At 42.4% G+C, this 22,380-nt stretch carries 26 protein-coding genes; 24 read left to right on the forward strand and 2 right to left on the reverse strand.

All coding sequences use genetic code 11. The features are described from left to right. From AB5170_RS14000 to AB5170_RS14040, 9 genes are all read left to right on the forward strand, one after another. Positions 1-782: PD-(D/E)XK nuclease family transposase (locus AB5170_RS14000; protein WP_368365078.1), on the forward strand; the 782-nt coding region annotated here is incomplete at its 5' end. A gap of 92 nt (positions 783-874) precedes the next feature. Beyond that, entirely contained in the window at positions 875-1,378 is a 504-nt protein-coding gene (locus tag AB5170_RS14005; RefSeq protein ID WP_148463763.1) for a pyridoxamine 5'-phosphate oxidase family protein, read from the forward strand. Positions 1,379-1,404: 26 nt separating this feature from the next. After that, positions 1,405-1,614: a DUF6219 family protein gene (locus AB5170_RS14010; RefSeq protein ID WP_173717530.1), complete on the forward strand. Its 210-nt coding sequence runs from the start codon at positions 1,405-1,407 to the stop codon at positions 1,612-1,614. Between the two features lie 3 nt (positions 1,615-1,617). After that, a complete protein-coding gene (locus AB5170_RS14015) occupies positions 1,618-2,073 on the forward strand; it encodes a peroxiredoxin (protein ID WP_148463765.1) in 456 nt (151 codons plus the stop codon). Further along, positions 2,073-2,825 carry a peroxide stress protein YaaA gene (yaaA, locus tag AB5170_RS14020; protein WP_148463766.1) on the forward strand — a complete coding sequence of 251 codons (753 nt, stop codon included), beginning with the start codon at positions 2,073-2,075 and terminating at the stop codon, positions 2,823-2,825. The genes AB5170_RS14015 and yaaA overlap by 1 nt, the downstream gene beginning before the upstream one ends. A gap of 172 nt (positions 2,826-2,997) precedes the next feature. Next, positions 2,998-3,561 carry an alkyl hydroperoxide reductase subunit C gene (gene ahpC / locus AB5170_RS14025; RefSeq protein ID WP_148463767.1) on the forward strand — a complete coding sequence of 188 codons (564 nt, stop codon included), beginning with the start codon at positions 2,998-3,000 and terminating at the stop codon, positions 3,559-3,561. After that, on the forward strand, positions 3,561-5,213 hold the full coding sequence (locus AB5170_RS14030; protein ID WP_173717531.1) for an FAD-dependent oxidoreductase: 1,653 nt from the start codon (positions 3,561-3,563) through the stop codon (positions 5,211-5,213). The genes ahpC and AB5170_RS14030 overlap by 1 nt, the downstream gene beginning before the upstream one ends. Before the next feature lie 248 nt (positions 5,214-5,461). After that, a complete protein-coding gene (locus AB5170_RS14035; protein WP_148463769.1) occupies positions 5,462-6,724 on the forward strand; it encodes a GLUG motif-containing protein in 1,263 nt (420 codons plus the stop codon). 11 nt (positions 6,725-6,735) lie between these two features. Then, a complete protein-coding gene (locus tag AB5170_RS14040) occupies positions 6,736-7,710 on the forward strand; it encodes an AraC family transcriptional regulator (RefSeq protein ID WP_148463770.1) in 975 nt (324 codons plus the stop codon). 48 nt (positions 7,711-7,758) lie between these two features. On the opposite strand, the gene AB5170_RS14045 is transcribed toward AB5170_RS14040, so the two are convergent. Beyond that, positions 7,759-8,823: a site-specific integrase gene (locus AB5170_RS14045; RefSeq protein ID WP_173717533.1), complete on the reverse strand. Its 1,065-nt coding sequence runs from the start codon at positions 8,821-8,823 to the stop codon at positions 7,759-7,761. A 593-nt stretch (positions 8,824-9,416) separates the two neighbouring features. On the opposite strand from AB5170_RS14045, the gene AB5170_RS14050 reads away from it, so the two are divergent. The 11 genes from AB5170_RS14050 to rsfS all read left to right on the forward strand — a co-directional run bounded on the left by AB5170_RS14050 (position 9,417) and on the right by rsfS (position 17,877). Further along, positions 9,417-11,288, forward strand: a complete 1,872-nt coding sequence (locus tag AB5170_RS14050) for a TIGR03960 family B12-binding radical SAM protein (protein WP_368365079.1) — start codon at positions 9,417-9,419, stop codon at positions 11,286-11,288. Continuing rightward, positions 11,272-11,982 carry a TIGR03936 family radical SAM-associated protein gene (locus tag AB5170_RS14055; protein ID WP_226837713.1) on the forward strand — a complete coding sequence of 237 codons (711 nt, stop codon included), beginning with the start codon at positions 11,272-11,274 and terminating at the stop codon, positions 11,980-11,982. Before AB5170_RS14050 ends, AB5170_RS14055 begins: the two co-directional genes overlap by 17 nt. A gap of 20 nt (positions 11,983-12,002) precedes the next feature. Next, the gene (locus AB5170_RS14060; RefSeq protein WP_226837714.1) at positions 12,003-13,235 is read left to right on the forward strand and encodes a ribonuclease E/G; all 1,233 of its coding nucleotides are present in this window, start codon (positions 12,003-12,005) and stop codon (positions 13,233-13,235) included. Positions 13,236-13,466: 231 nt separating this feature from the next. Then, on the forward strand, positions 13,467-13,772 hold the full coding sequence (rplU, locus tag AB5170_RS14065) for a 50S ribosomal protein L21 (RefSeq protein ID WP_118580170.1): 306 nt from the start codon (positions 13,467-13,469) through the stop codon (positions 13,770-13,772). 12 nt (positions 13,773-13,784) lie between these two features. Continuing rightward, positions 13,785-14,108: a ribosomal-processing cysteine protease Prp gene (locus AB5170_RS14070; RefSeq protein WP_118580173.1), complete on the forward strand. Its 324-nt coding sequence runs from the start codon at positions 13,785-13,787 to the stop codon at positions 14,106-14,108. A gap of 5 nt (positions 14,109-14,113) precedes the next feature. Then, on the forward strand, positions 14,114-14,401 hold the full coding sequence (rpmA, locus tag AB5170_RS14075; protein WP_015542711.1) for a 50S ribosomal protein L27: 288 nt from the start codon (positions 14,114-14,116) through the stop codon (positions 14,399-14,401). A 63-nt stretch (positions 14,402-14,464) separates the two neighbouring features. Next, positions 14,465-15,757, forward strand: a complete 1,293-nt coding sequence (obgE, locus tag AB5170_RS14080) for a GTPase ObgE (protein WP_118580176.1) — start codon at positions 14,465-14,467, stop codon at positions 15,755-15,757. 36 nt (positions 15,758-15,793) lie between these two features. Continuing rightward, the gene (gene yhbY, locus AB5170_RS14085; protein ID WP_118580179.1) at positions 15,794-16,087 is read left to right on the forward strand and encodes a ribosome assembly RNA-binding protein YhbY; all 294 of its coding nucleotides are present in this window, start codon (positions 15,794-15,796) and stop codon (positions 16,085-16,087) included. Then, positions 16,071-16,706 (forward strand): nicotinate-nucleotide adenylyltransferase, encoded by a 636-nt coding sequence (nadD, locus tag AB5170_RS14090; protein WP_227200943.1) that lies wholly within the window; start codon positions 16,071-16,073, stop codon positions 16,704-16,706. Before yhbY ends, nadD begins: the two co-directional genes overlap by 17 nt. Positions 16,707-16,708: 2 nt before the next feature. Further along, positions 16,709-17,314, forward strand: coding sequence for a bis(5'-nucleosyl)-tetraphosphatase (symmetrical) YqeK (gene yqeK / locus AB5170_RS14095; RefSeq protein ID WP_118580182.1), 606 nt, complete (start codon positions 16,709-16,711; stop codon positions 17,312-17,314). A 194-nt stretch (positions 17,315-17,508) separates the two neighbouring features. Then, entirely contained in the window at positions 17,509-17,877 is a 369-nt protein-coding gene (rsfS, locus tag AB5170_RS14100) for a ribosome silencing factor (RefSeq protein WP_177968997.1), read from the forward strand. A gap of 69 nt (positions 17,878-17,946) precedes the next feature. On the opposite strand, the gene lexA is transcribed toward rsfS, so the two are convergent. Then, a complete protein-coding gene (gene lexA / locus AB5170_RS14105) occupies positions 17,947-18,567 on the reverse strand; it encodes a transcriptional repressor LexA (protein ID WP_177968998.1) in 621 nt (206 codons plus the stop codon). A 233-nt stretch (positions 18,568-18,800) separates the two neighbouring features. On the opposite strand from lexA, the gene AB5170_RS14110 reads away from it, so the two are divergent. From AB5170_RS14110 to AB5170_RS14125, 4 genes are read left to right on the forward strand one after another with little or no spacing between them, the layout of a single operon-like run. Then, positions 18,801-20,216, forward strand: a complete 1,416-nt coding sequence (locus AB5170_RS14110) for an HlyD family efflux transporter periplasmic adaptor subunit (RefSeq protein ID WP_226841028.1) — start codon at positions 18,801-18,803, stop codon at positions 20,214-20,216. A gap of 34 nt (positions 20,217-20,250) precedes the next feature. Further along, positions 20,251-20,955 carry a YggS family pyridoxal phosphate-dependent enzyme gene (locus AB5170_RS14115; protein WP_177968999.1) on the forward strand — a complete coding sequence of 235 codons (705 nt, stop codon included), beginning with the start codon at positions 20,251-20,253 and terminating at the stop codon, positions 20,953-20,955. Positions 20,956-20,970: 15 nt separating this feature from the next. Then, positions 20,971-21,600, forward strand: coding sequence for a cell division protein SepF (locus AB5170_RS14120; protein WP_177969000.1), 630 nt, complete (start codon positions 20,971-20,973; stop codon positions 21,598-21,600). Between the two features lie 5 nt (positions 21,601-21,605). Beyond that, positions 21,606-22,358 (forward strand): RNA-binding protein, encoded by a 753-nt coding sequence (locus AB5170_RS14125; RefSeq protein WP_118580331.1) that lies wholly within the window; start codon positions 21,606-21,608, stop codon positions 22,356-22,358. Positions 22,359-22,380 lie beyond the last annotated feature (22 nt).

Below are 22,380 nucleotides of genomic sequence, written 5' to 3' on the forward strand. Positions count from 1 at the left end.
TTATTAAGAATTTTACACTCATGAGTGATATATTTATGCGAAACGTGTTCAAGAAAAGAGAATGTCTGGAATATGTTTTGCAGGTCATTATGGAGAAACAAGATTTACACGTGATTGATCAGATAATCCAAAAAGATTATAAAAATTTGCAGGGACGCTCCGCAGTAATGGACTGCGTTGCCAGGGATTCCACAGGCAAACAATTTGATGTGGAAATCCAGCAGGATAATGAAGGAGCTTCCCCAAAAAGAGCCCGGTACCATAGTGGACTGATGGATATGAATACCCTAAATCCCGGACAGGATTTTGAGGAACTGCCGGAAAGCTATGTAATTTTTATTACCAGGGACGATATTCTTGGATATGGACTTCCCATTTACCACATTGACCGGCAAATCAAAGAATTAAATGAAGCTTTTCAAGATGAAGCACATATCATATATGTAAATTCCAGGAAACAGAATGATACAGAACTTGGAAAGCTGATGCATGATTTACACTGTAAAAAGGCAGATGAGATGCACAGTCCGATTCTTGCAAAACGAGTATATGAATTGAAGGAGACACAGAAAGGGGTTGAACTTATGTGCCATGAAATGGAGAAAATCTATAGTGAAGGAATGGAAAGCGGAGAGAAACGTGGTGAGCTCAAAAAAGCAAAAGAAACAGCCCTTTCCATGGCAGAAGAGGGCATGGACGTAAAGATGATTGCTCGTTTGGTTAAGGTAAGTGAAAAAGATGTCCAGAAATGGATTGATGAAACTTTGTGTGTAACAAAATAACTGAAATCATTATAAATGGGGCTGTCGGGACAGCCCCATTATCAATATTAATAAAGAATACTATTAAAAGTGTTATGTCTGGAGGCGGTTTTGTGACACATGATCAATTTAAGAAAGCAGCAGATTATTGGAAGAATAAAAAACAGAATGCTATGCCGGAAGAAAAGCTGAAAAAGACAGTATTGGAATATATCAATTCCAACAATACTTGTGCACTTGCGACTGGAACTGGGGATTATGTAAGATGTACCCCAATTGAGTATAGCTACCATGATGGGAAGTTTTGGATGTTTTCAGAAGGTGGCGAAAAGTTTATTGGTCTTGAGAAAAATGAAAATGTATGTCTGGCCATTTATGATAAGTATGATGGAGCGGACAATTTGAAAAGCATACAGGTAATAGGAAAGGCAGATCTTGTGGAACCTTTTTCCGATACATATAATAAACATGCAAAGATTAAGAAGCTTCCAGTAGAAACATTAAAGAAACTGGCTTCGCCAATGAACCTTATCTGTGTAACACCAGTTAAAATGGAAGTACTTTTTTCTGAATTTAAGAAAAATGGATACAGCAGCAGGCAGACAATAAAATTTTAATAAATTATATTTTATGGGGGTATTGTATGAAAGCACATAAATATTGGTCTATCGGAGCATTTATTACCATGATCGGAACTTTTTATACCGGTTACAAAGGGTTAAAATCAAGCCACAAATATTTCGCACTAAGCTCTCTGCTTTGTATGATAATGTCTATCTATACAGGACATAAAATGATTTCTGGCAGTAAAAAAACAAGAAAGAAAGCGGAAGCTACAGAAACGGAGGATTAAAAAATGTTGGAAACAGGAACAAAAGCCCCTGATTTTGAGTTGCCGGATCAGAATGGAAACATGCATAAGTTAAGCGATTATGCCGGAAAGAAAGTGATTTTATATTTTTACCCGAAAGATAATACAGCTGGCTGTACGAAACAGGCATGTGGATTTTCAGAAAGGTATCCTTTGTTTACAGAAAAAGGAGCTGTTATCCTTGGTGTTAGTAAGGATTCTGTAGCTTCCCATAAGAGATTTGAAGAAAAATACGGACTGGCATTTACTTTATTGGCAGATCCGGAGCGTAAAGTGATTGAAGCATATGACGTCTGGAAAGAAAAGAAGAATTATGGAAAAGTTTCTATGGGAGTAGTCCGGACAACATATCTGATTGATGAGAATGAAATTATCATAAAGGCAAATGATAAAGTGAAAGCGGCAGATGATCCTGAAAATATGCTGAAGGAATTGACGTGATGAAGATTATATTATCACCAGCAAAAAAGATGGTTACAGATACGGACAGCATAGCACCAGTGGGAATGCCGAATTTTCTTGATAAGACAACTGAGATACTAAGTTGGATGAAGGGTCTGGAAAAAGATAAACTGAAGGCAATCTGGAAATGCAATGACAAGATTGCCAGGCAGAACTTTGAAAGATTAGAAAATATGGATCTTTATCACATGCTTACTCCTGCTATTTTGTCCTATGAGGGAATTGCATTCCAGTATATGGCACCAGCAGTGTTTGAATACGGACAATTTGAGTATATCCAAAAGCATCTTAGAATCTTATCCGCATTTTATGGAAGCCTAAAGCCACTGGACGGTGTGAGACCATATCGTCTGGAAATGCAGGCAAAGGTTACAATAGGAAATACCCGGAATTTGTATGACTATTGGGGAGACATGCTGTATAAGTCCATCATTGATGACAGCCAGATCATTATTAATCTGGCATCAAAGGAATATTCGAAATGCATAGAAAAATATCTGTCACCGAAAGATACGTATATAACGATTACATTTTGTGAATTATCCGGAGAAAAGCTAGTAACAAAAGGTACTTATGCAAAAATGGCCCGTGGTGAAATGGTCAGATTTATGGCAGAAAGAGGGATTGAAAATCCAGCTGATATACAAAAATTTAACAGACTGGGCTATAGGTTTAGAGAAGATTTGTCGTCAGAGAAGGAATATATTTTTGAACGGTTGTCTGCACTGTAGTGTGGTATTGCTAAATTGTAATTATTCTTGTTGAGAATGATATTCACTTACGTAAAATTCATTGACATCACCAGAAAGAAATGATATATTGCAGACAAGTTAGTTTTGCCTAACTTGCATTAATCCCTGCATTCCAGGGAATGCTTATTACAAAAAAAGGAGGAATTTTAAAATGTCAATGATCAATAAAGAAGTAAGTGATTTTTCTGTTCAGGCTTATCAGAATGGGGAGTTTAAAACCGTGACCAAGGCCGATATTCTGGGAAAATGGAGCGTATTTTTCTTCTATCCGGCCGACTTTACCTTTGTATGCCCTACCGAGCTGGAGGATCTGCAGAATAAATATTCTGATTTCCAGGCTGCTGGCTGCGAAATCTACTCTGTTTCTACAGACTCCCATTTTGTCCACAAAGCATGGCATGATTCCTCTGAAAGAATCGGTAAGATCACTTATCCAATGCTGGCAGATCCTACCCACGCACTCTGCAAGGATTTTGAAGTGCTGATCGAATCTGACGGAATGGCAGAAAGAGGAAGCTTCATTGTAAACCCGGAAGGCAAGATCGTGGTTTATGAAGTAAATGCCGGCAATGTAGGACGCAATGCAGATGAACTTTTCCGCCGTCTCCAGGCAAGCCAGTTTGTAGCAGAACACGGAGACCAGGTGTGCCCGGCAAAATGGCAGCCAGGAGCCGAAACTCTGAAGCCAAGTCTTGATCTGGTAGGTATGCTTTAATGTCGAACGAAAATTTCTATGATGTAGTTGTGATCGGAGGAGGTCCTGCCGGTCTGACAGCTGCCTTATATCTGGCTCGCGCCTGCTACCGTGTTCTGGTAATTGAGAAGGAAAAATTCGGCGGCCAGATTACCATTACCGATGAAGTGGTAAACTATCCAGGCGTCATGAAAACCAGTGGGAAAGAACTGACCCAGGCCATGCAGAAACAGGCGGAACATTTCGGAGCAGAGTTTTTGCTTGGGGATGTTGTCAGCCTAAAAAAAGCAGAAGAAGCATCCGGCGCAGAAATCTGGGAAACAACCACCGATAAAGGTTCCTACAAAAGCTTTGGAATCCTGCTCGCAACAGGAGCCCATCCAAGAATGATCGGTTTTCCAGGTGAGGCCAAGTTTCGCGGTCACGGAGTAGCCTATTGTGCCACCTGTGACGGAGAATTTTTCCGTGGAAAAGAAATTTTCGTAGTTGGCGGCGGGTTTGCTGCAGCAGAAGAAAGCGTATTTTTGACAAAATATGCAAGCCATGTAACTATTTTAATCCGTGGAAATGATTTTTCCTGCGCAGAAGCGGTAGCGGAAGCCGCCAAAAATCACCCTAAGATCACAGTTTTAACCAATACAGAGGTTGTCTATGTGGAGGGTGACCACACGCTGCGAAAGATCTGCTACAAAAATAAAAACACTGGAGAAGAAACCATTTTCGATTCTGCAGATGACACCTTTGGCATATTTGTATTTGCAGGCTACGCGCCAAATACGGATCTGGTAAAAGACCTGATTGCTCTGGATTCCCATGGATATGTGGAAACGGACCGAACCCAGAAGACCAGCTGTCCGGGAATTTACGCAGCCGGAGATGTATGCCAGAAGAATCTCCGCCAGGTGGTAACTGCAGTGGGAGATGGTGCCACAGCTGCCACAGAGCTGGAAAAATATGCCGCAGCCATGCAGGGGAAAACCGGAATCCACCCGGAAAAGCCAATCAAAAAAGAGGCCGAAGTTCACAAGGAATCACCCGCAGGAAAAGAAACAGAAGGGAAATCCTCAGCCGGTATTTTTTCACAGGATATCATAAACCAGCTGAATGTTGTATTTTCCAGAATGGAGGGAAACCTGCAACTTGACCTGCATCTGGATTCCCGTCCCGTCAGCCAGGAATTGAAAGGCTATATGACAGAACTGGAGAAATATACAGACAAACTGACCGTACAGGAAGCGGACTCTGCTTCGGATTCTGCTGCCTTGCTGCCTTTTGTAGAAGTGCTGACTGCCTCCGGGGAAAAGACTGGATTAGCTTTCCACGGCGTGCCAGGGGGACACGAGTTTACCTCTTTTATCCTGGGATTATACAACGCCGCAGGACCAGGGCAGCCCCTTGACCCTGCCATCAGAGAACGTATCCTCGCTATCGACCATAAGGTGCACATGCAGATCCTGGTATCCCTTTCCTGTACCATGTGCCCGGATCTGGTAGTGGCAGCCCAGAGGATTGCCTCCTTAAATCTCCTTGTAACAGCAGAAGTATACGACATCGCCCATTTCCCGGATTTAAAGGAAAAATACAACGTTATGAGCGTCCCCTGCCTGATAATCAACCAGGATCAGGTAACATTTGGGAAAAAGAATATCCCGCAGCTGTTGGAATTGCTCTAATAAGATAATAAAAACTGTAATGATAAACTCCTATGGTTTATTGTTACAGTTTTTTAATTCAAGAAAATTTTTATTCCCCGACCACAATTGTGGTAAAATAGCGGTAAGTAATAACTAATACCGTATTTCCGCAAAAGAATCTGTCTAAGCAGAGTGGTTATCGTCCAAATGGAGTTGTGTGACCCTGTAAGAAATGGTATGGTTATTGTTAGAAGCAACTAACTATTATATAACTCAGGAGGCACACAATGAAAAAGAAGTTCGTTTCTGTTTTATTAGCACTTACCATGTCAACTACCTTATCTGCCGGATTAACCAGTACCGTATTTGCAGAAGAAGCAGTAAGCACCGCATCTGAATGCTCTTATGACGGCGGCAGTGGCACCCAGGAAGATCCGTACCAGATTTCCTCGACAGATTCTTTCCTGACATTTGCCGCTAATGTAAATGACGGCTCAAACGCAGGTTATGCGGATACTTATTTTCTTCTGACAAATGATCTTGATCTTACAGGCATTGACTGGGAACCCATCGGCAATATGAATGACATGGAAAACCATTCCACCTTGTTTCTGGGCTCCTTTGACGGCGGAGATCACACAATTTCAAATTTAAAATATGAATCTGACAAATACAACTGCGGGGCTGGTCTTTTCGGCGTAAACTGCGGCGAAGTCAAAAATCTGACAGTGGAAAATGCAGAAGTAACCGTAACAGATGGCACCTCTCTGGCTATTGGCGGCGTTGTAGGATACAACATGGGATCAGTGGATCACGTAACCTTAAAAGGAAACTCCGTAATTACAGGCAACAACTGCACTGGCGGAATTGTAGGAGGCAACAACAATTCCGTAACCAACTGCTCCGCAGAAAATGTAACCGTCATCGTAATTGGAGATAATGAATTTGAAGAAAACCATATTGTGCAGGCAGATGTAGCAGAATGTGGTGGCCTGGTCATCGGCGGCGGTTTTGGCGGAACCATTGACAACTGCAGCGCAAGCGGAACTGTAAAGGCAGAAGGAAACGAACCGGTTGGTCTTGGCGGAATCGGCGGCTGTCTGGAAATGATGGATTCCATTACCAACTGCACCGCTGATGTCACAATTGAAAGCGCAAATGGCGGCCATGCGATCGGCGGTCTTTGTGGTTACGCAGGCACTCACTCCAATCCAGACGTATGCCTGGAAACAGAAGGATTTTCCACGAAAAATTATCCGTCCGTAATTGATAACTGCAAGATAACTGTTTCCATAAAAGCGGATGGAGCAACCCATGTAGGAGGTCTTATTGGCACCGGACTTTACTATTATGGAGAAGAAACCGTATTTAAAGTTACCAACTGTTCTGTAACAGGATCCATTGACGGTGCTGTAACACCAGGTACCGTTGCCGGCAGGGCAGTGGGCAGTGTAATAGAAAGCTGCGACGCAGACATTTTAATTGATGGTGTGCATGCAGACAATCAGATTGGCACCACTTCCTGCATGTACGAGAGTGCGGACCAGTAAGAGAGGAAAAAATGGAACAGCATCCGTTAACGGATTTTTTTGACCAGAAAGTTCAAAAAACAACGGGCAAAAACAACCGTACTATTTATAAAATGAACAATGAAACCGGAGAAGGAATCATCACGCAATATATTATTTTGCCTGGCATCCAGTTCTTTTATAACGATTTTCACATGAGCAATGGACAGAACCAGAATAAACTGCCTCACGCAGATGTTCTGGAACTGAACCATTGCAGGGAAGGGCGTTTTGAATGCAGATTTGCCAACGGCACTTATCAGTATATTGGAAGCGGTGATCTTGCCATCAACCTTCTTTCCAACCAGACCGTTTCAACCAGCTTTCCGCTGTCTCATTATCACGGCATCTCCATCACCATAGATTTACAAAAAGCAGACTCTGTCATCCGAAAAATCGGCGAGATGACAGGCGGTCTGGACATTGATCTGTTTTCCATTGCCAACGGCTTTTGCAAAAATGGTACCTGTGCTGTAATTAGAAATCAAAATAAAATCAACCACATTTTTTCTGAACTGTACTGCACCAAGCCGTATATGCACGCTTCCTATCTGAAGGTCAAGGTCCTGGAACTGCTCCTTTATCTTGGAACTGAGAAAATACAGAATACCCAGGTAAAAGTTCCGTATTTCGCACATACTCAGGTAAAAAAAGTAAAAGAAATTCAAAAGTATATGGTTTCCAATTTGCGCCAGCATTACACTCTTGAACAATTGTCCGAGCAATTTGACATTCCTCTTACTTCCATGAAAGCATGTTTTAAGGGAGTTTTCGGCTGTTCCATTTATGCCTACATAAAATCCTACCGTATGCAGGCTGCAACCGTACTGCTTCAGAATTCTGACTGCAGCATTACAGAAATCGCCATGAAAATGGGCTACGACAACCCCAGCAAGTTTTCGGAAGTCTTCAAAAAAGAGTATGAGATGACTCCATCTGAATTTCGAAAGAAATACATAAAAGCATAATTGCACACTCCTTTACAAAAACATACCTTGACAAATCTCGTCTCAGCTTTACATTTTATAATAAAATACCTCAGGAAACGGAACGTTTATAGTCAAAGTCTCTCCCTGGATATCCGCGATCTGCTGGCAGAGGCCCAGCATCCGGTAAGGATTTGCATATCCGAAAAGTTTCATGATCTTATCAAACTGTTTTTCCCTTTTGATAAGATCTGCGAGATACATATATCTGAGGTCTCCAAGGGAGATGCGGGGCAGGCCATAGGACTGTGTGATCTTTTTCAGTCTGGTATTCAGTGTGGGAAGCGTCTTGACTTTTCCATATGGACCAAGGCACAGGGCGCCTTCTTCGGCCAGTCCGGGATATCTCAGAAGAATGCCCTCATTCAGATATCTCCGTTCCCTGATCTCATCAAATAAAAATTCCGGAACAGGCACAGTACGGTAATTACTGTCTGAACGGAGCTTTCTGCCACTGTATTTGAGACTCTGACTATTATCACCCCCATTCCTGTCAGCAGACACATAATTCCGTGCATGCAGCCCGCAGATCGTTACCGTGCCTGCCTCCAGATCGAAGCTGTCATATTTAAGTCCAAGGATTTCCCCGGGTTTCAGCCCGCAGTAAAGCGCCAGGGCATATTCCAGATAGTGGGAGGTGTTGTCTTTCTTTGCAGCTGATAATAAGCAGGTAAGCTGTTCCGGTGTATAAAGGACAGGATCTTTTTCCAAAACAGAATATTTTTTTATTTGAAAGAAAAGTTCATAATCACCGGTATCTGGTTCAAAACGATCCTTTATAAAGACACGCAGAAAGCGGTATGCCGAAGCAGCCGTATTTTCATTTTTTTGATTGATGCATGCCAAAAGAGCATTCAGGTATTCTGCATCGATATCGTCAACCGCCCGCTCCTTATCCGGAAGGCTGGGTTCAATGACATTGAAGATCATCCAGTAGTAGTAAGCAGCCGTACTGCTGCTGGTTGAATTCGAAAGACATTTGTTCTGGTACCAGCTCTCCAGGTAATTAACAAAAGTAGTTGCAGCAGGTTCGTTCCTTTTCTCTTTTTTCATTGTTGCGGCTGTAACAGCCATTTCTTTTGATTCTTTTCTCATTCTTTTTTCCTTTCTGCCATCATTGGCTAAGCATTTAACTATATTTCAGTTATATATTGTCCGATTTTCGCTCAGAATCCGATCTTTTATGAAAATTTTTGACAAAATTCTAAAAAAATGACATATTAATCCTGTAAGGTGGATGTCCATACAAAGAAATATATTTATAAAATACTTACACATTTAGTATGTAATATTTTTAAGAATGGTTATTTAAGAAAGGGTTTTCCAGGAAAGCAGATAACCACAAAGAAACAAGTACCCCGACATTTTTTGACAGAAACAAAAAATATGACATATTAGTATTGAAAAAAAGAATCTTGTAAAAAAGGAGTGACAGCAGACAATTTTCACCATTTCCACAAAAGCACACGATTTCTCTTGAATTTCTGAAATGACCTGTATTATAATAGGATAATTAACGGCATATACCACAGCCGATACCGCAGTGACCAAATGCCGTTTTCGGGGTAAAAATAGGTTCAAAAATGAGCATTATTTTTCCCACTTATTCAGAAAAAAAGGCACTATCCAAATCCAAACAGAAAAAGTTCTGTATTTGGCAAATAGTGATAAATTGTGAAAGGAAAAGAATGAGAAAATTAGCACTTCGTGACGAAATATTGCTCAGTGTTGACAAAGCAGCCCGCTATATCGGCGGGGAGGTCAACTCTGTGATGAAAAATTTAGACGGGATAGATGTCCGTGTGGCGTTTTGTTTTCCGGATGTCTACGAGATCGGCATGTCCAACCTTGGTATGATGCTTCTTTATAATATGTTCAATAAACGCCCTGATGTCTGGTGTGAGCGAGTTTATTCCCCATGGCTTGATCTTGATAAGCTTATGAGAGAACAGAATATCCCGTTATTTGCCCTGGAGTCCCAGGATCCTGTCAGGGATTTTGATTTTCTGTGCATCACACTTGGATATGAAATGTGTTATACTAACGTACTCCAGACACTGGATCTTTCCCAGATTCCACTGAAAGCAGCTGACCGTGACGAATCATGTCCTATTGTAATCGGAGGCGGTGCGTGTGCATATAATCCAGAGCCATTAGCAGCCTTTTTTGACCTGTTTTATATTGGCGAAGGAGAAACTGTGTATGATGCGCTTTTTGATGCATACAAGGCCAATAAGGAAGCCGGAGGCAGCAGGGAGGAGTTCCTTCTGAAGGCAGCTCAGATTCCGGGAATTTATGTTCCGGCATTTTATGATGTCACATACAAAGAAAACGGTACAATTGCATCCTTTGCACCAAATCGTCCGGGAGTTCCCGAGAAAGTCCAAAAGCAGCTGATCGTAGATATGGATAAAGGATATTGCCCGATTGAAAAACCGGTTGTTCCTTTTATTAAAGCTACACAGGATCGTGTCACTTTGGAAATCCAGCGTGGATGTATCCGTGGCTGTCGTTTCTGCCAGGCTGGTATGATCTACAGACCTCTCCGTGAACGTGATGTAGAAGAACTGAAGGAATCTGCAAGAGCTATGCTGAAGAATTCCGGTCATGAGGAAATTTCCCTCAGTTCCTTAAGTTCCAGTGATTACACCCATCTGGAAGAGCTGGTAAACTTCCTGATCGACGAATTTAAATCTGCAGGTGTTAATATTTCCCTGCCGTCACTTCGTATTGATGCTTTTGCCCTGGATGTTATGAGCAAGGTTCAGGATATTAAGAAAAGCAGCCTTACTTTTGCCCCGGAAGCTGGTTCCCAGAGACTTCGTGATGTAATTAACAAAGGACTTACCGAAGAAGTGATCCTTCACGGTGCGCATGAGGCATTTGTTGGAGGATGGAACCGTGTGAAGCTTTATTTCATGCTTGGGCTTCCTACTGAAACAGAAAAAGACATGAAGGGAATTGCTCATCTTGCAGAGCGTATTGCAGAAGAATATTACGATACCGTTCCAAAGGAAAAACGCCATGGAAAGGTTCAGATCGTAGTCAGCACATCCTTCTTTGTGCCAAAGCCATTTACCCCATTCCAGTGGGCTCCAATGTATACAGAACAGGATTTTATTGACAAGGCAAAAGTAGTAAAAGAAGAAATCCGTGCACAGCTGAACCAGAAGAGTATTAAATACAACTGGCATGAACCGGATGTAACCACACTGGAAGGCTTCCTTGCAAGAGGTGACCGCCGTGCTTCTGAAGTTATCTTAAAAGCCTATGAAAAAGGTGCCCTTTACGATGCCTGGTCAGAAAGCTTCCGCTACGACATCTGGAAAGAGGCTTTTGCAGAAACAGGAATTGACATTGAATTCTACACACTCCGAGAGAGAAGCACAGATGAAATCCTCCCATGGGATTTCATAGATGCAGGTGTTACCAAGGAGTTTCTGATCCGTGAGTGGAAACAGGCAAAAGGCGAAGTGGTTACACCAAACTGCCGTCAGAAATGTGCAGGCTGCGGAGCAAGACGTTATGAAGGAGGCGTATGTTATGAAGGTAAGAATTAAATTTACGAAAGAAGGGCCTATGAAATTTGTAGGACATCTTGACACCATGCGCTACTTCCAGAAAGCCATCCGCCGCGCAGAGCTTCCAATTGCTTTTTCAGGAGGTTACAGCCCTCATATGATCATGTCCTTTGCTGCCCCTCTTGGAGTGGGCGTTACCAGCACAGGGGAATATTTCGATATGGAGCTTACCTCTGCGATTCCTACTGATGAAATCTGTCAGCGCCTTAACAGCCAGATGGCAAATGGCATTCGTGTTTTAAGTGCCCGCCAGGTGGAAGACGGAAAAGCGAGCAAGGCAATGTCCCTGGTGGCAGCAGCTGATTATCTGGTGGAATTTCGTCCTGGAAAAGCACCGGCAGATGGATGGCAGACAAGAATTACGGAATTTTTAAAGCAGCCTGAGATCCTTGTTACAAAAGAAACCAAAAAAGGCGAAAAACAGGTAGATATCCGACCTTTTATTTACAAAATGAATTTACAGAATGACAACCGCATTTTCTTAAGTCTTGCTTCTGCAAGTGCCAACTATACCAAACCAGATGCTGTAATGGATGCATTTACCAGCTGGCTTGGACAGGAGCTTCCGGAATTTGCCTGCATGATTCATCGTCTGGAAGTATATGCAGATCTTGGAAATGAGAAAAAACATAAATTTGTATCGTTGGAATCCCTTGGCGTGGAAGTTCAATAAACTTAAAACAGGTGAATCAAGTGACGAAATTAATTCTAACAACCATGGAACTTTGCGGTAACAAATGTCATGCCTGTGCAATCGAGGAAGAAGGTCAGATTATGGAGCTTCGCCTGGAGGCAGCCGCCCGACAGTCCATTCTCGGAAATATTTATGTAGGACAGGTGGAAAATATTGCTTCTAATATCCAGGCTGCATTTGTTCTTATTGCACCTGGCGTACGCGGCTATTTTCCTCTTCAGGAAGCAGAGCAGGTTATCTATGCCTCCGGGAAAGCACCTGGCAGTCCCTTACGTCCAGGTGATCAGATTCTGGTACAGGTAAGCCGTGATGCCATGAAGGGAAAACTTCCCGCACTGACTGCAAACTTAAATTTTACAGGTAAATACCTGGTGCTCACCACAGGAGAAAAAAAGTTCGGACTATCTGGCAAGCTCTCTGGTACAGAGCGCCACACTTTATCCAGCTGGCTGGAAGCAGAGGCTGCACGTCCGAATAAGGAATATGGCTTGATTGTCCGCACCAACGCAGCTCAGGCTGAAAAGGCTGAAATCCTTCAGGAGCTTTCTTATCTGAAATCACTGTATGAAAAAGTTGCTGTCAACGGCAAAAGCCGCACCTGTTTCAGCCTTCTCTACGAAACAGAACCGGTTTACCTTACCACTCTCCGTGATATTTACAGCGAAAATCTCACAGACATTGTAACAGATGATCCTGAAATTTTTCAGCAGATCACTTCTTATTTGAAAGAAACAAGTCCGGAGGAAGAAAGCAAAGCCCGTTTTTATCAGGACAAGCTTCTTCCGTTATACAAGCTTTCCCGCATGGAAAACGCGCTGGATGAGGTTCAAAAGGAAAAAATCTGGCTGAACAGCGGCGGGTTTATTGTGATCCAGCAGACAGAAGCCTTTGTCTCCATCGATGTAAACAGCGGGAAATTTACCGGAAAGAAAAAAGCCGAAGAAACCTATCGCAAAATCAATCTGGAAGCAGCTAAGGAAATTTCACGACAACTGCGGCTTCGCAACCTGTCCGGAATTATTCTTATTGATTTTATCAATATGACAAACCCAGATCATAACAACGAGCTTTTTCATGTATTGCAGAAATATCTGAGGAAGGATCCGGTGAAATGTAAAGCCATAGATATTACACCGCTTCACATTCTGGAGATGACACGAAAGAAAGTCAGAAAACCGGTAATAGAGGAGATCAGGCAGATAAAGTCAGGAGATTTTTCGAACACGCTCTAAATAAAACTATAAGAAATTCCTTTTTCGTATTTTCGAAATTATTACAAGCAGCAAACCAGAAACATGGGTTTTCGTTTTTATTTTTTTACAAATTTTTTTACAATTTTTTTTACAAAACCTCTTGACGAAACCAAATCTCCCTGTTATTATAATCGAGTATGCCGCACAAAGAGGTTTAAGAGTCGAGAGACCACCATATTTGGCGAGTAAAGTCTATAGGAGGTGCCACAAATGTACGCAATTATTGCAACAGGTGGTAAACAGTACAAAGTTGCTGAAGGCGACGTAATCAGAGTTGAGAAGCTCGGAGTTGAAGCTGGTGAAACCGTTACTTTTGATTCTGTAATTGCAGTTAGCAATGACGGATTAAAGGTTGGAGAAGACGTTAAGGATGCCAGTGTTACCGCTTCTGTAGTTGAGAACGGAAAGGCTAAAAAAGTCATCGTTTACAAGTACAAGAGAAAAACTGGATATCACAAGAAAAACGGTCACAGACAGCAGTACACCAAAGTTAAAATCGAAAAGATCAACGCTTAATCAGGTGCTGTTATGATCAATATTACAGTTAAGAAGAGAAAAGGCTCTTATCTGGATTTTCTGTCCAAAGGACATGCAGGCTATGCCGAAGAGGGACAGGATATTGTATGTGCTGCCGTATCAGCCTTGATCATTACTACTGTGAATTCTCTTGAGAAATTTACGGAAGAGCAGATTGAAGCGGAAGCGGATGAGGGATATGTATCCATCCATTTTAAAACAAATCCGAATACTGAGCGCGGGAAACTGCTTATGGATTCCCTGATTCTTGGATTAACAGAAATTGAGCATAGTTATAACAATCGATATTTGACAGTAAGAGTCAAGGAGGTGTAACAACAATGATGAAGATGAACCTTCAGTTATTCGCACATAAAAAAGGAGTTGGTTCCACAAAGAACGGTCGTGATTCCGAGTCCAAGAGATTAGGTGCGAAGAGAGCAGACGGACAGTTTGTTAAAGCCGGCAACATCCTTTACAGACAGCGCGGAACTAAGATCCATGCAGGCGAGAACGTAGGATGCGGAAAAGACTATACATTATTTGCACTGACCGATGGTGTTGTAAGATTCACCAGAAAAGGCCGCGATAAGAAACAGGTTTCTATCGTACCAGTAGAGGCAGAGTAATTCGTAGAGCAGGAGGCTTCAAATCTATAAAGGTTTGGAGCCTTTTCTTATAAAGGAGATTTAATGTTCGCAGACAGAGCTACCATATATATCCGTTCCGGTAAGGGCGGCGACGGCCATGTAAGCTTCCGCAGGGAAAAATATGTACCTGACGGCGGTCCGGATGGCGGCGACGGCGGCAAGGGCGGAGACGTCATTTTTGAAGTTGACGAGGGACAGAATACCCTCGGTGATTACCGTCATAAAAGAAAATATAAGGCAGAAGACGGTCAGGAGGGCGGCAAAAAGCGCTGCCACGGTGCCGACGGTGCCGACATTATATTAAAGGTACCGGAAGGTACTGTTATCATGGAGGCTGAATCCCGTAAGGTAATTGCAGACATGTCCGGTGACAATCGTCGTCAGATCGTTCTGCGCGGTGGACGCGGCGGTAAGGGAAATCAGCATTATGCAACCCCTACCATGCAGGTTCCCAAATATGCCCAGCCTGGACAGCCTTTTCAGGAGCTTGAAGTGCTTCTGGAGCTAAAGGTGATCGCAGATGTAGGACTGGTAGGTTTTCCTAATGTTGGTAAATCTACATTTCTCTCACGTGTTACAAATGCGAAACCGAAAATTGCCAACTATCATTTCACAACCTTAAGCCCGAACCTTGGTGTTGTAGATACTGAGAATGGCGGTTTTATCATCGCAGATATCCCTGGACTGATCGAAGGTGCTTCTGAAGGAGTCGGTCTTGGTCATGAGTTCCTTCGCCATATTGAGCGTACCAGAGTTCTGGTGCACATTGTGGATGCAGCTTCCACAGAGGGACGAGATCCTATTGATGATATTTATAAGATTACCAAAGAACTGGAGAAATACAATCCGGAAATTGCAAAGCGTCCTCAGGTAATTGCAGCCAATAAAGTGGACTGTATTTTTGACGACGGTCAGGAGAATCCTGTAGACAGACTTCGCAAAGAATTTGAACCAAAAGGTATCAAAGTATATCCCATTTCTGCAGTTACCGGACAGGGTGTACGCGAGCTTCTTTTCCATATCAAGGAACTTCTGGACAGTTGTCCGAAGAAAGCAATCGTATTCGAGCAGGAATTCTTCCCAGAAGATATGCTGATCAATGAGAGCCTTCCATTTACCGTACAGGTTGATGAGGAAGATCCCTCTGTATTTATCGTAGAAGGACCACGTATCGAGAAAATGCTTGGTTATACCAATCTGGATTCTGAGAAAGGCTTCGCCTTTTTCCAGCGTTTCCTGAAAGAGGGCGGCATTCTGGATGAACTGGAAAACGCCGGTATTCAGGAGGGTGATACGGTCCGTATGTATGGATTTGAATTTGATTATTATAAATAAATAGCAGCTATTCAGCAGGTATTCAGGAGATAAATTATGACAAGTAAGCAAAGAGCATATTTAAAAAGTCTGGCAATGAAAATGGATGCCATTATCCAGCTTGGCAAGGGCGGTCTTACACCGGAAAACACCAAGGCTGTTGACGAAGCACTTGCAGCGAGAGAGCTGATTAAAATCAGTGTGCTTCAGAACTGTCTGGAGGATCCTAAGGAAATGGCACAGGTTCTTGCAGAGCGCACCCATTCCCAGGTTGTACAGGTGATCGGTAAGAAGATCGTATTATACCGCGAAGGTAAAAAAGAGAAAAAGAAAATTGAACTGCCAAAATAATCGAAAAAAAATCGGGATCATGGGCGGTACCTTTGATCCCATCCATATGGGACATCTGATCCTGGGTGAGCAGAGCTATGAGCAATTCCAGCTGGATAAGGTTCTGTTTATGCCTTCCGGCAACCCGCCTCATAAACGGGACCGTGCTGGCAGAGCCTCTGATAACCAGCGTGTGGATATGGTCCGGCTTGCAATTGAAGATAATCCCCATTTTGAGTTGTCTCTTGCAGAAATGCACGAGACCGGGTATACCTATACCTATCGCACTCTGGAAGAGCTAAAAGAATACAATCCGGACACAGACTATTATTTTATCATTGGTGCAGATTCTCTTTTTGCTTTTGACGAATGGATGGAACCAGAGCGGATCTGTCGGGCCTGTACTCTTGTGGTGGCTGTCCGGGATCATGCGTCCTACGCTGAACTGAATCGGGAAATCCAGCGTCTTTCTGCAAGGTACAACGGAAATTTTGCCCTTTTGGATACTATGAATATTGATGTGTCCAGTCATCAGATCCGTCAGTGGATTTCAAAAGAAAAAAGTCTGAAATATTACGTCCCGGATAAGGTGATTTCTTACATGAAAGAGAATGGAATTTACAGAAAGAAGGAAGTCTGACCATGGCAGATTACGATTTTGCAAAAATTGAAAAAAAACTTTCCAAATACCTGGATGAGGATCGTTTTCAGCATACCATGGGCGTTATGTACACCAGCGCATGTCTGGCTATGGTCCATGGATATGATATCAAAGATGCACAGGTGTCCGGTCTTCTTCACGATTGCGCCAAATGCATTCCCAATAAGAAAAAACTGAAGATGTGCAGCGAACACAATATTCCGGTTTCCGATTTTGAGAGAAGTCACCCGTTTCTTCTCCACTCCCGTCTTGGAGCTTATATTGCTCACGAGAAATATGGGATTGACGATCAGGAGATTCTTTCTGCCATCAATTATCACACAACTGGCAGACGTGAAATGAGTCTTCTTGAAAAGATTATTTATATTGCAGATTATATTGAGCCCATGCGTTATAAAGCAAGCCGTTTACCGGAAATTCGCAAACTTGCGTTTGAAGACCTGGATGAGTGTATGTATGAGATCCTAAAAGATACCCTGGAGTATCTGGAAGAAGATTCTGCCGATGATATTGAGCCAACTTCCAAGGAGGCTTATATTTATTATAAAGAATTGCATAATAAGCGTAATAACGTATCTGATAATTAATACTCCGCATATACTGGCGAATATTTTTACTATTTACAATTAACATTCTACGAGATGCGAGATATTTCGCACGAGCGAAGGCCAGGTACCACCTGACAGAGGATATTATTTCACTTTTAAAGCCTTTTGTTCTCGCAGGAATTTAAAATAATATTAGGTCAGTATAAGCATTATTAAGAAAGGAGCAGATCAGAATGAGTACAGTAAGTACAGAGAAAATGATGGCACAGATTGCCTGCAAGGCAATTGATGATAAAAAGGGACAGGATATTAAGGTAATTGATATTCATAATGTTTCTGTAATTGCAGATTATTTCGTAATCGCAAGCGGTACAAACTCCAATCAGGTTCAGGCGATCGTCGATAATGTGGAGGAGCAGCTTGGACGTGCTGGCTTTGAGGCGAAGCAGATTGAGGGAAACCGCAATTCCAGCTGGATTCTCATGGATTACGGCGATGTGATCGTGCATGTGTTTGATGAGGAAAACAGACTTTTCTATGATCTGGAGAGAATCTGGAGAGATGGAAAGGTTCTGGAGATGGACGCGTTTTTAGAGAAATAAAAAAGTCCCCTTTGGTAAACAAATTGTCTGGAAACAGCAATTGTTTGCTAAAGGGGAAATTTTTTATGACTATTGGTAAAAACGCATGACACCAAATACTTTACCCAGAATCTGGATTTCTCCTGTAATGATAATGGGATCCATAGTGTCATTCTCTGGCTGAAGGCGGTAGTAGCCCTTCTCCTTATAGAAGGTCTTCACTGTGGCAGAATCCTCTACCAGGGCAACTACAATGTCGCCGTTATCTGCAGTTGGCTGCTGCTTTACCAGAACCTGATCACCATCGAAGATTCCTGCATTGATCATACTGTCGCCTTTTACCTTCAGTATGAAGCTCTGTTCATTGGGCATAAATTCTGCCGGGATGGGGAAGTAGCCATCTACATTCTCTACAGCCAGAATAGGCTGTCCGGCGGCTACGGTACCTACAAGCGGAACATTGACCACTTCACGGCGGACAAGATTGAAATTGTCATCAATGATCTCTATGGCTCTTGGCTTCGTGGCATCGCGGCGGATGTATCCGTTCTTCTCAAGAGCTTCCAGATGGGCATGAACAGATGATGTAGACTTCAGATTTACAGCTTCACAAATCTCACGAACTGCTGGCGGGAATCCGCGGTTCAGAATCTCACTTTTAATATATTCTAAAATTTCCTGCTGTTTTTTGCTGATTTTACCATATGTCATAAGAGTTTTCCTCCGAAATTCATTCAACTTTTTCTTATCATACCATATTTTTCTTAATTAAGCAAACAGATATTCTGAAAATATGTTCGTTTTTTGATATGCAGGCTGTTCACAGCTTCCAGCTTTGTTCACACACTTTTCGTTTTCTTTTCCTTGTGTTCACCGGCAAAAAATGGTACAATTGTTTGGTATGAAAATTCAGAGCCCGACTCAAAAACAAAGGGGGAATCCGCTTGTCCGAGAAGAAATCTAACAAGCCTGGCAAAATGGCAGGACTTTTTGTCCAGTTAAAGAACATATTCGGACTGAATATTGCCACCGTTGCTTTTGGTGTATTGTTATTATATATGATTTTTACTGCATTTTTACTTGTAACCTCCACACACATCGAATCTTACCAGGTTACCACAGGTCCTTTATCACGAAACGAGACCTACACTGGTATTTCTCTTCGGGAAGAGAGTGTTTTTAAGGCAGAATCCTCCGGTTATGTGAATTATTATGCCCGGGAGGGAAGTAAGATCAATGCCAACGGTGCTGTTTACGGATTAAGTTCCGGAAAAATTGCAGAAACCAAGTCTGCATTGACTGCGGACGAACTGGAGAAAATCCGCAGTTCTATGCTCAGCTTTTCCAAGGGATTTTCCGGAAGTAAATTTAACAACACCTACAGTTTTAAGAACCAGCTGGAGGGAAGCATCCTTCAGTATGAGGGAATTTCCACTGACGGGAATGCAGATTCACAAGTAGTGACCATCGGTGGACAGAATATCTGTAAAGCCCAGGAAGACGGCATTATCCTCTATTCTATGGACGGTTATGAGAATAAGACTGTGGAGAACATTACAGCAGCAGATTTTGACCAGACTTCTTACCATGAAACGGATCTGAAGTCATCCGAAAAGGTGCAGGCCGGAGATAACATTTATACAAATATTACCAGCGAATTATGGAGCCTGATCATTCCATTAAGCGACAAACAGGCCGCCAAGCTGGAGGGACGTTCCACCATTCGTGTGAAATTTCTCAAGGATGATATGACACAGAGCGGCGATTTTTCCATCATAAAAATCGATGGTAACAAATATGGAAAAATTGACTTCAGCCGCGGTCTGATCCGCTATGCATCTGACCGTTTTCTGGATATTGAGCTGGTTACCAATACAGTAACCGGTCTTAAGATTCCCCTTTCCGCTATTGAATCCAAGGATTTTTACGTAATTCCGGCAGAATATGCCACGACTGATCCTGACAGCGGAAGTGTAGGCTTTAACAAGATTTCCAAAGATTCCAGCGGAAATAACGTAAGAACCTTTATCAATGCTACAATCTACGGTAAAGTTAAAATTGAGTCAGATGATGATTCTGCCGATGAAGCTTACAATTATTACGTGGATAGAAGCGCTTTTAAGGAAGGAGATGCTATTGTAAAAGATGACTCCAACCAGCGCTTTATTGTAGGCGAAACAGATTCTCTGGAAGGCGTTTACTGCATCAATCAAGGGTATGCGGTATTCCGTCAGGTAGATATACTGGATCAGAATGAAGAATATGCCATTATTTCCAGTAATACATCCTACGGACTTTCCCGCTATGACCGCATTGCCAGAGACTCCTCCCAGGTAAAAGAGCAGGATATTCTCTACTAAGTTTAACATATACTATTTTTAAGGAGGCTTATAAATGTTAGCTGAAAATTTACAGCAGGTAAATGCAAATATTGAAAAAGCCTGTGCTGCTGTTTCCCGTGACCCAGGTGAAGTCACATTGGTGGCAGTAAGTAAGACCAAACCGGTCTCCATGCTTCAGGAGGCGTATGATGCCGGTGCGTGTGTTTTTGGAGAAAATAAAGTGCAGGAGATCATGGATAAATATGACCAGCTGCCATCAGATATCCAGTGGCACATGATCGGTCATCTGCAGCGCAATAAAGTAAAATATATTATTGACAAGGTTGCCATGATTCACTCGGTAGATTCCCTTCGCCTTGCCCAGACCATTGAGCAGGAAGCTGCAAAGAAAGATCTTGTTATGCCGATTCTGCTGGAAGTTAATGTAGCAGAGGAAGAAAGCAAATTCGGATTAGCGACGAATGAGGTGCTTCCTCTTCTTGAGAAAATCAGCATATTTTCCCATATAAAAGTGATGGGACTTATGACCATTGCCCCATTTGTGAAAAATCCAGAAGAAAATCGTGAAGTTTTTCGCACATTGAAGAAATTAAGTGTTGACATTAATGCAAAAAACATTAATAATGTTAACATGAGTGTTCTGAGTATGGGTATGACCGGAGATTATCAGGTTGCTGTCCAGGAAGGCTCAACCATGGTACGTGTGGGAACCGGTATTTTTGGTGAACGAAATTATGCCACACGGCAAGAAGATTAAGATTGGAGATTGAAAATGAGCGTTTTTGATAAATTATTAGATTCTATTAAACTGAATGATGACGATTATGATGAAGATAATTATTTAGATGAGGATCTGATGGATGACGAAGAGGGGGATTTCTTTGATGACGATCCCATGGATGACAAGCCTAAGAAGAAATTCTTCGAGAAATTCGGTCGTAAGAAAGAGGATGATTTGGCTGACGCAGATACTTCCTTTGACGAAGAACCTGTACATACAGCAACACAAAAGACTGCTGCCAAGGCTCCTGCGAAACAGCCAGCTGAGAAGCAGCGCCCTGTAGCTTCTTCCAAAATCACTCCGATGAGAAGCAGCCGTCGTGCGAATCAGGCTTCTTCTATGGAGGTTTGTGTGATCAAACCTGCTTCCATGGAGGACACCCGGGAAATTGCAGACACACTTCTTGACAATGCAACTGTAATTCTGAATCTGGAGGGTATTGATGTAGAACTTGCACAGCGTATTATTGATTTTGCATCTGGCGCATGTTATTCCCTGAATGGTTCCCTTCAGAAGATTTCCAGCTACATCTTCGTACTTGGTCCCTCTTCTGTAGATATCACTGGTGATCTTCAGAATATTCTTGGCGGCGCTACACCTTCTGTAAGAGCTGGTTATTGATTTTTATGGATAAGGATGAATTTTTACTTAAGAGAATCCGGGAGCTGGCAAATCTCTCTTACCAGAGAGATATTGTCACCTTTACGGATTTTCTTAACTTAAACGAACAAAATATGCTTGTTTCCCTTAAGCTTCATCAGATAGGCGTAGAGGTAAAGCTTTTCGGTGGCTATGAGCATGCAGAACGGCAGATGGCAGCTTTTTTCCCCGGAGGCCTTGGTTTTTCCTGGGATTATCCTATTGACTGCCTGAAAATAGAGCCCAAGGCTCTTCGTTTTTCTGAGGAGCTTGGACATAGAGATTATCTTGGAGCGCTCCTGAATCTTGGAGTTGACCGCAGTGTAGTCGGTGATATCCTCATCAAGGATAAAGAAGCCTGGTTTTTCTGCCTTCATAAAATGTCTGACTTTTTTATTGAAAATCTTATTCGGGTAAAACATACTACCGTTCTGGTTTCCAGAGTAGAACAGGCAGAAGAGATTCCGGAACCTGAATTTGAAATGATAAATGGTACCTGCGCTTCTGTAAGGCTGGATGCTCTCATCGGGCTGGCTTTTCAGACGTCCAGAAGCAGCATGGTTTCTTTTATTGAAAGCGGTCTTGTGTTTGTAAACGGCAAACTGATCACCTCCAATGGATATGAGCCAAAAGAAGGCGATATTATTTCCGTTCGCGGCAAAGGACGCTTTATCTATGATGGTGTATCCAGACAGACAAAGAAAGGACGCCTTGGTGTCCGCATTCGAAAATACGTATAAACAATAATACATTTGGAGAGGA

The organism is Ruminococcus sp. RTP21484sp1_RTP21281st1_A8_RTP21281_210402 (genome assembly GCF_040914025.1).
GTDB classification, from domain to species: Bacteria; Bacillota; Clostridia; order Lachnospirales; family Lachnospiraceae; genus Blautia_A; species Blautia_A faecis.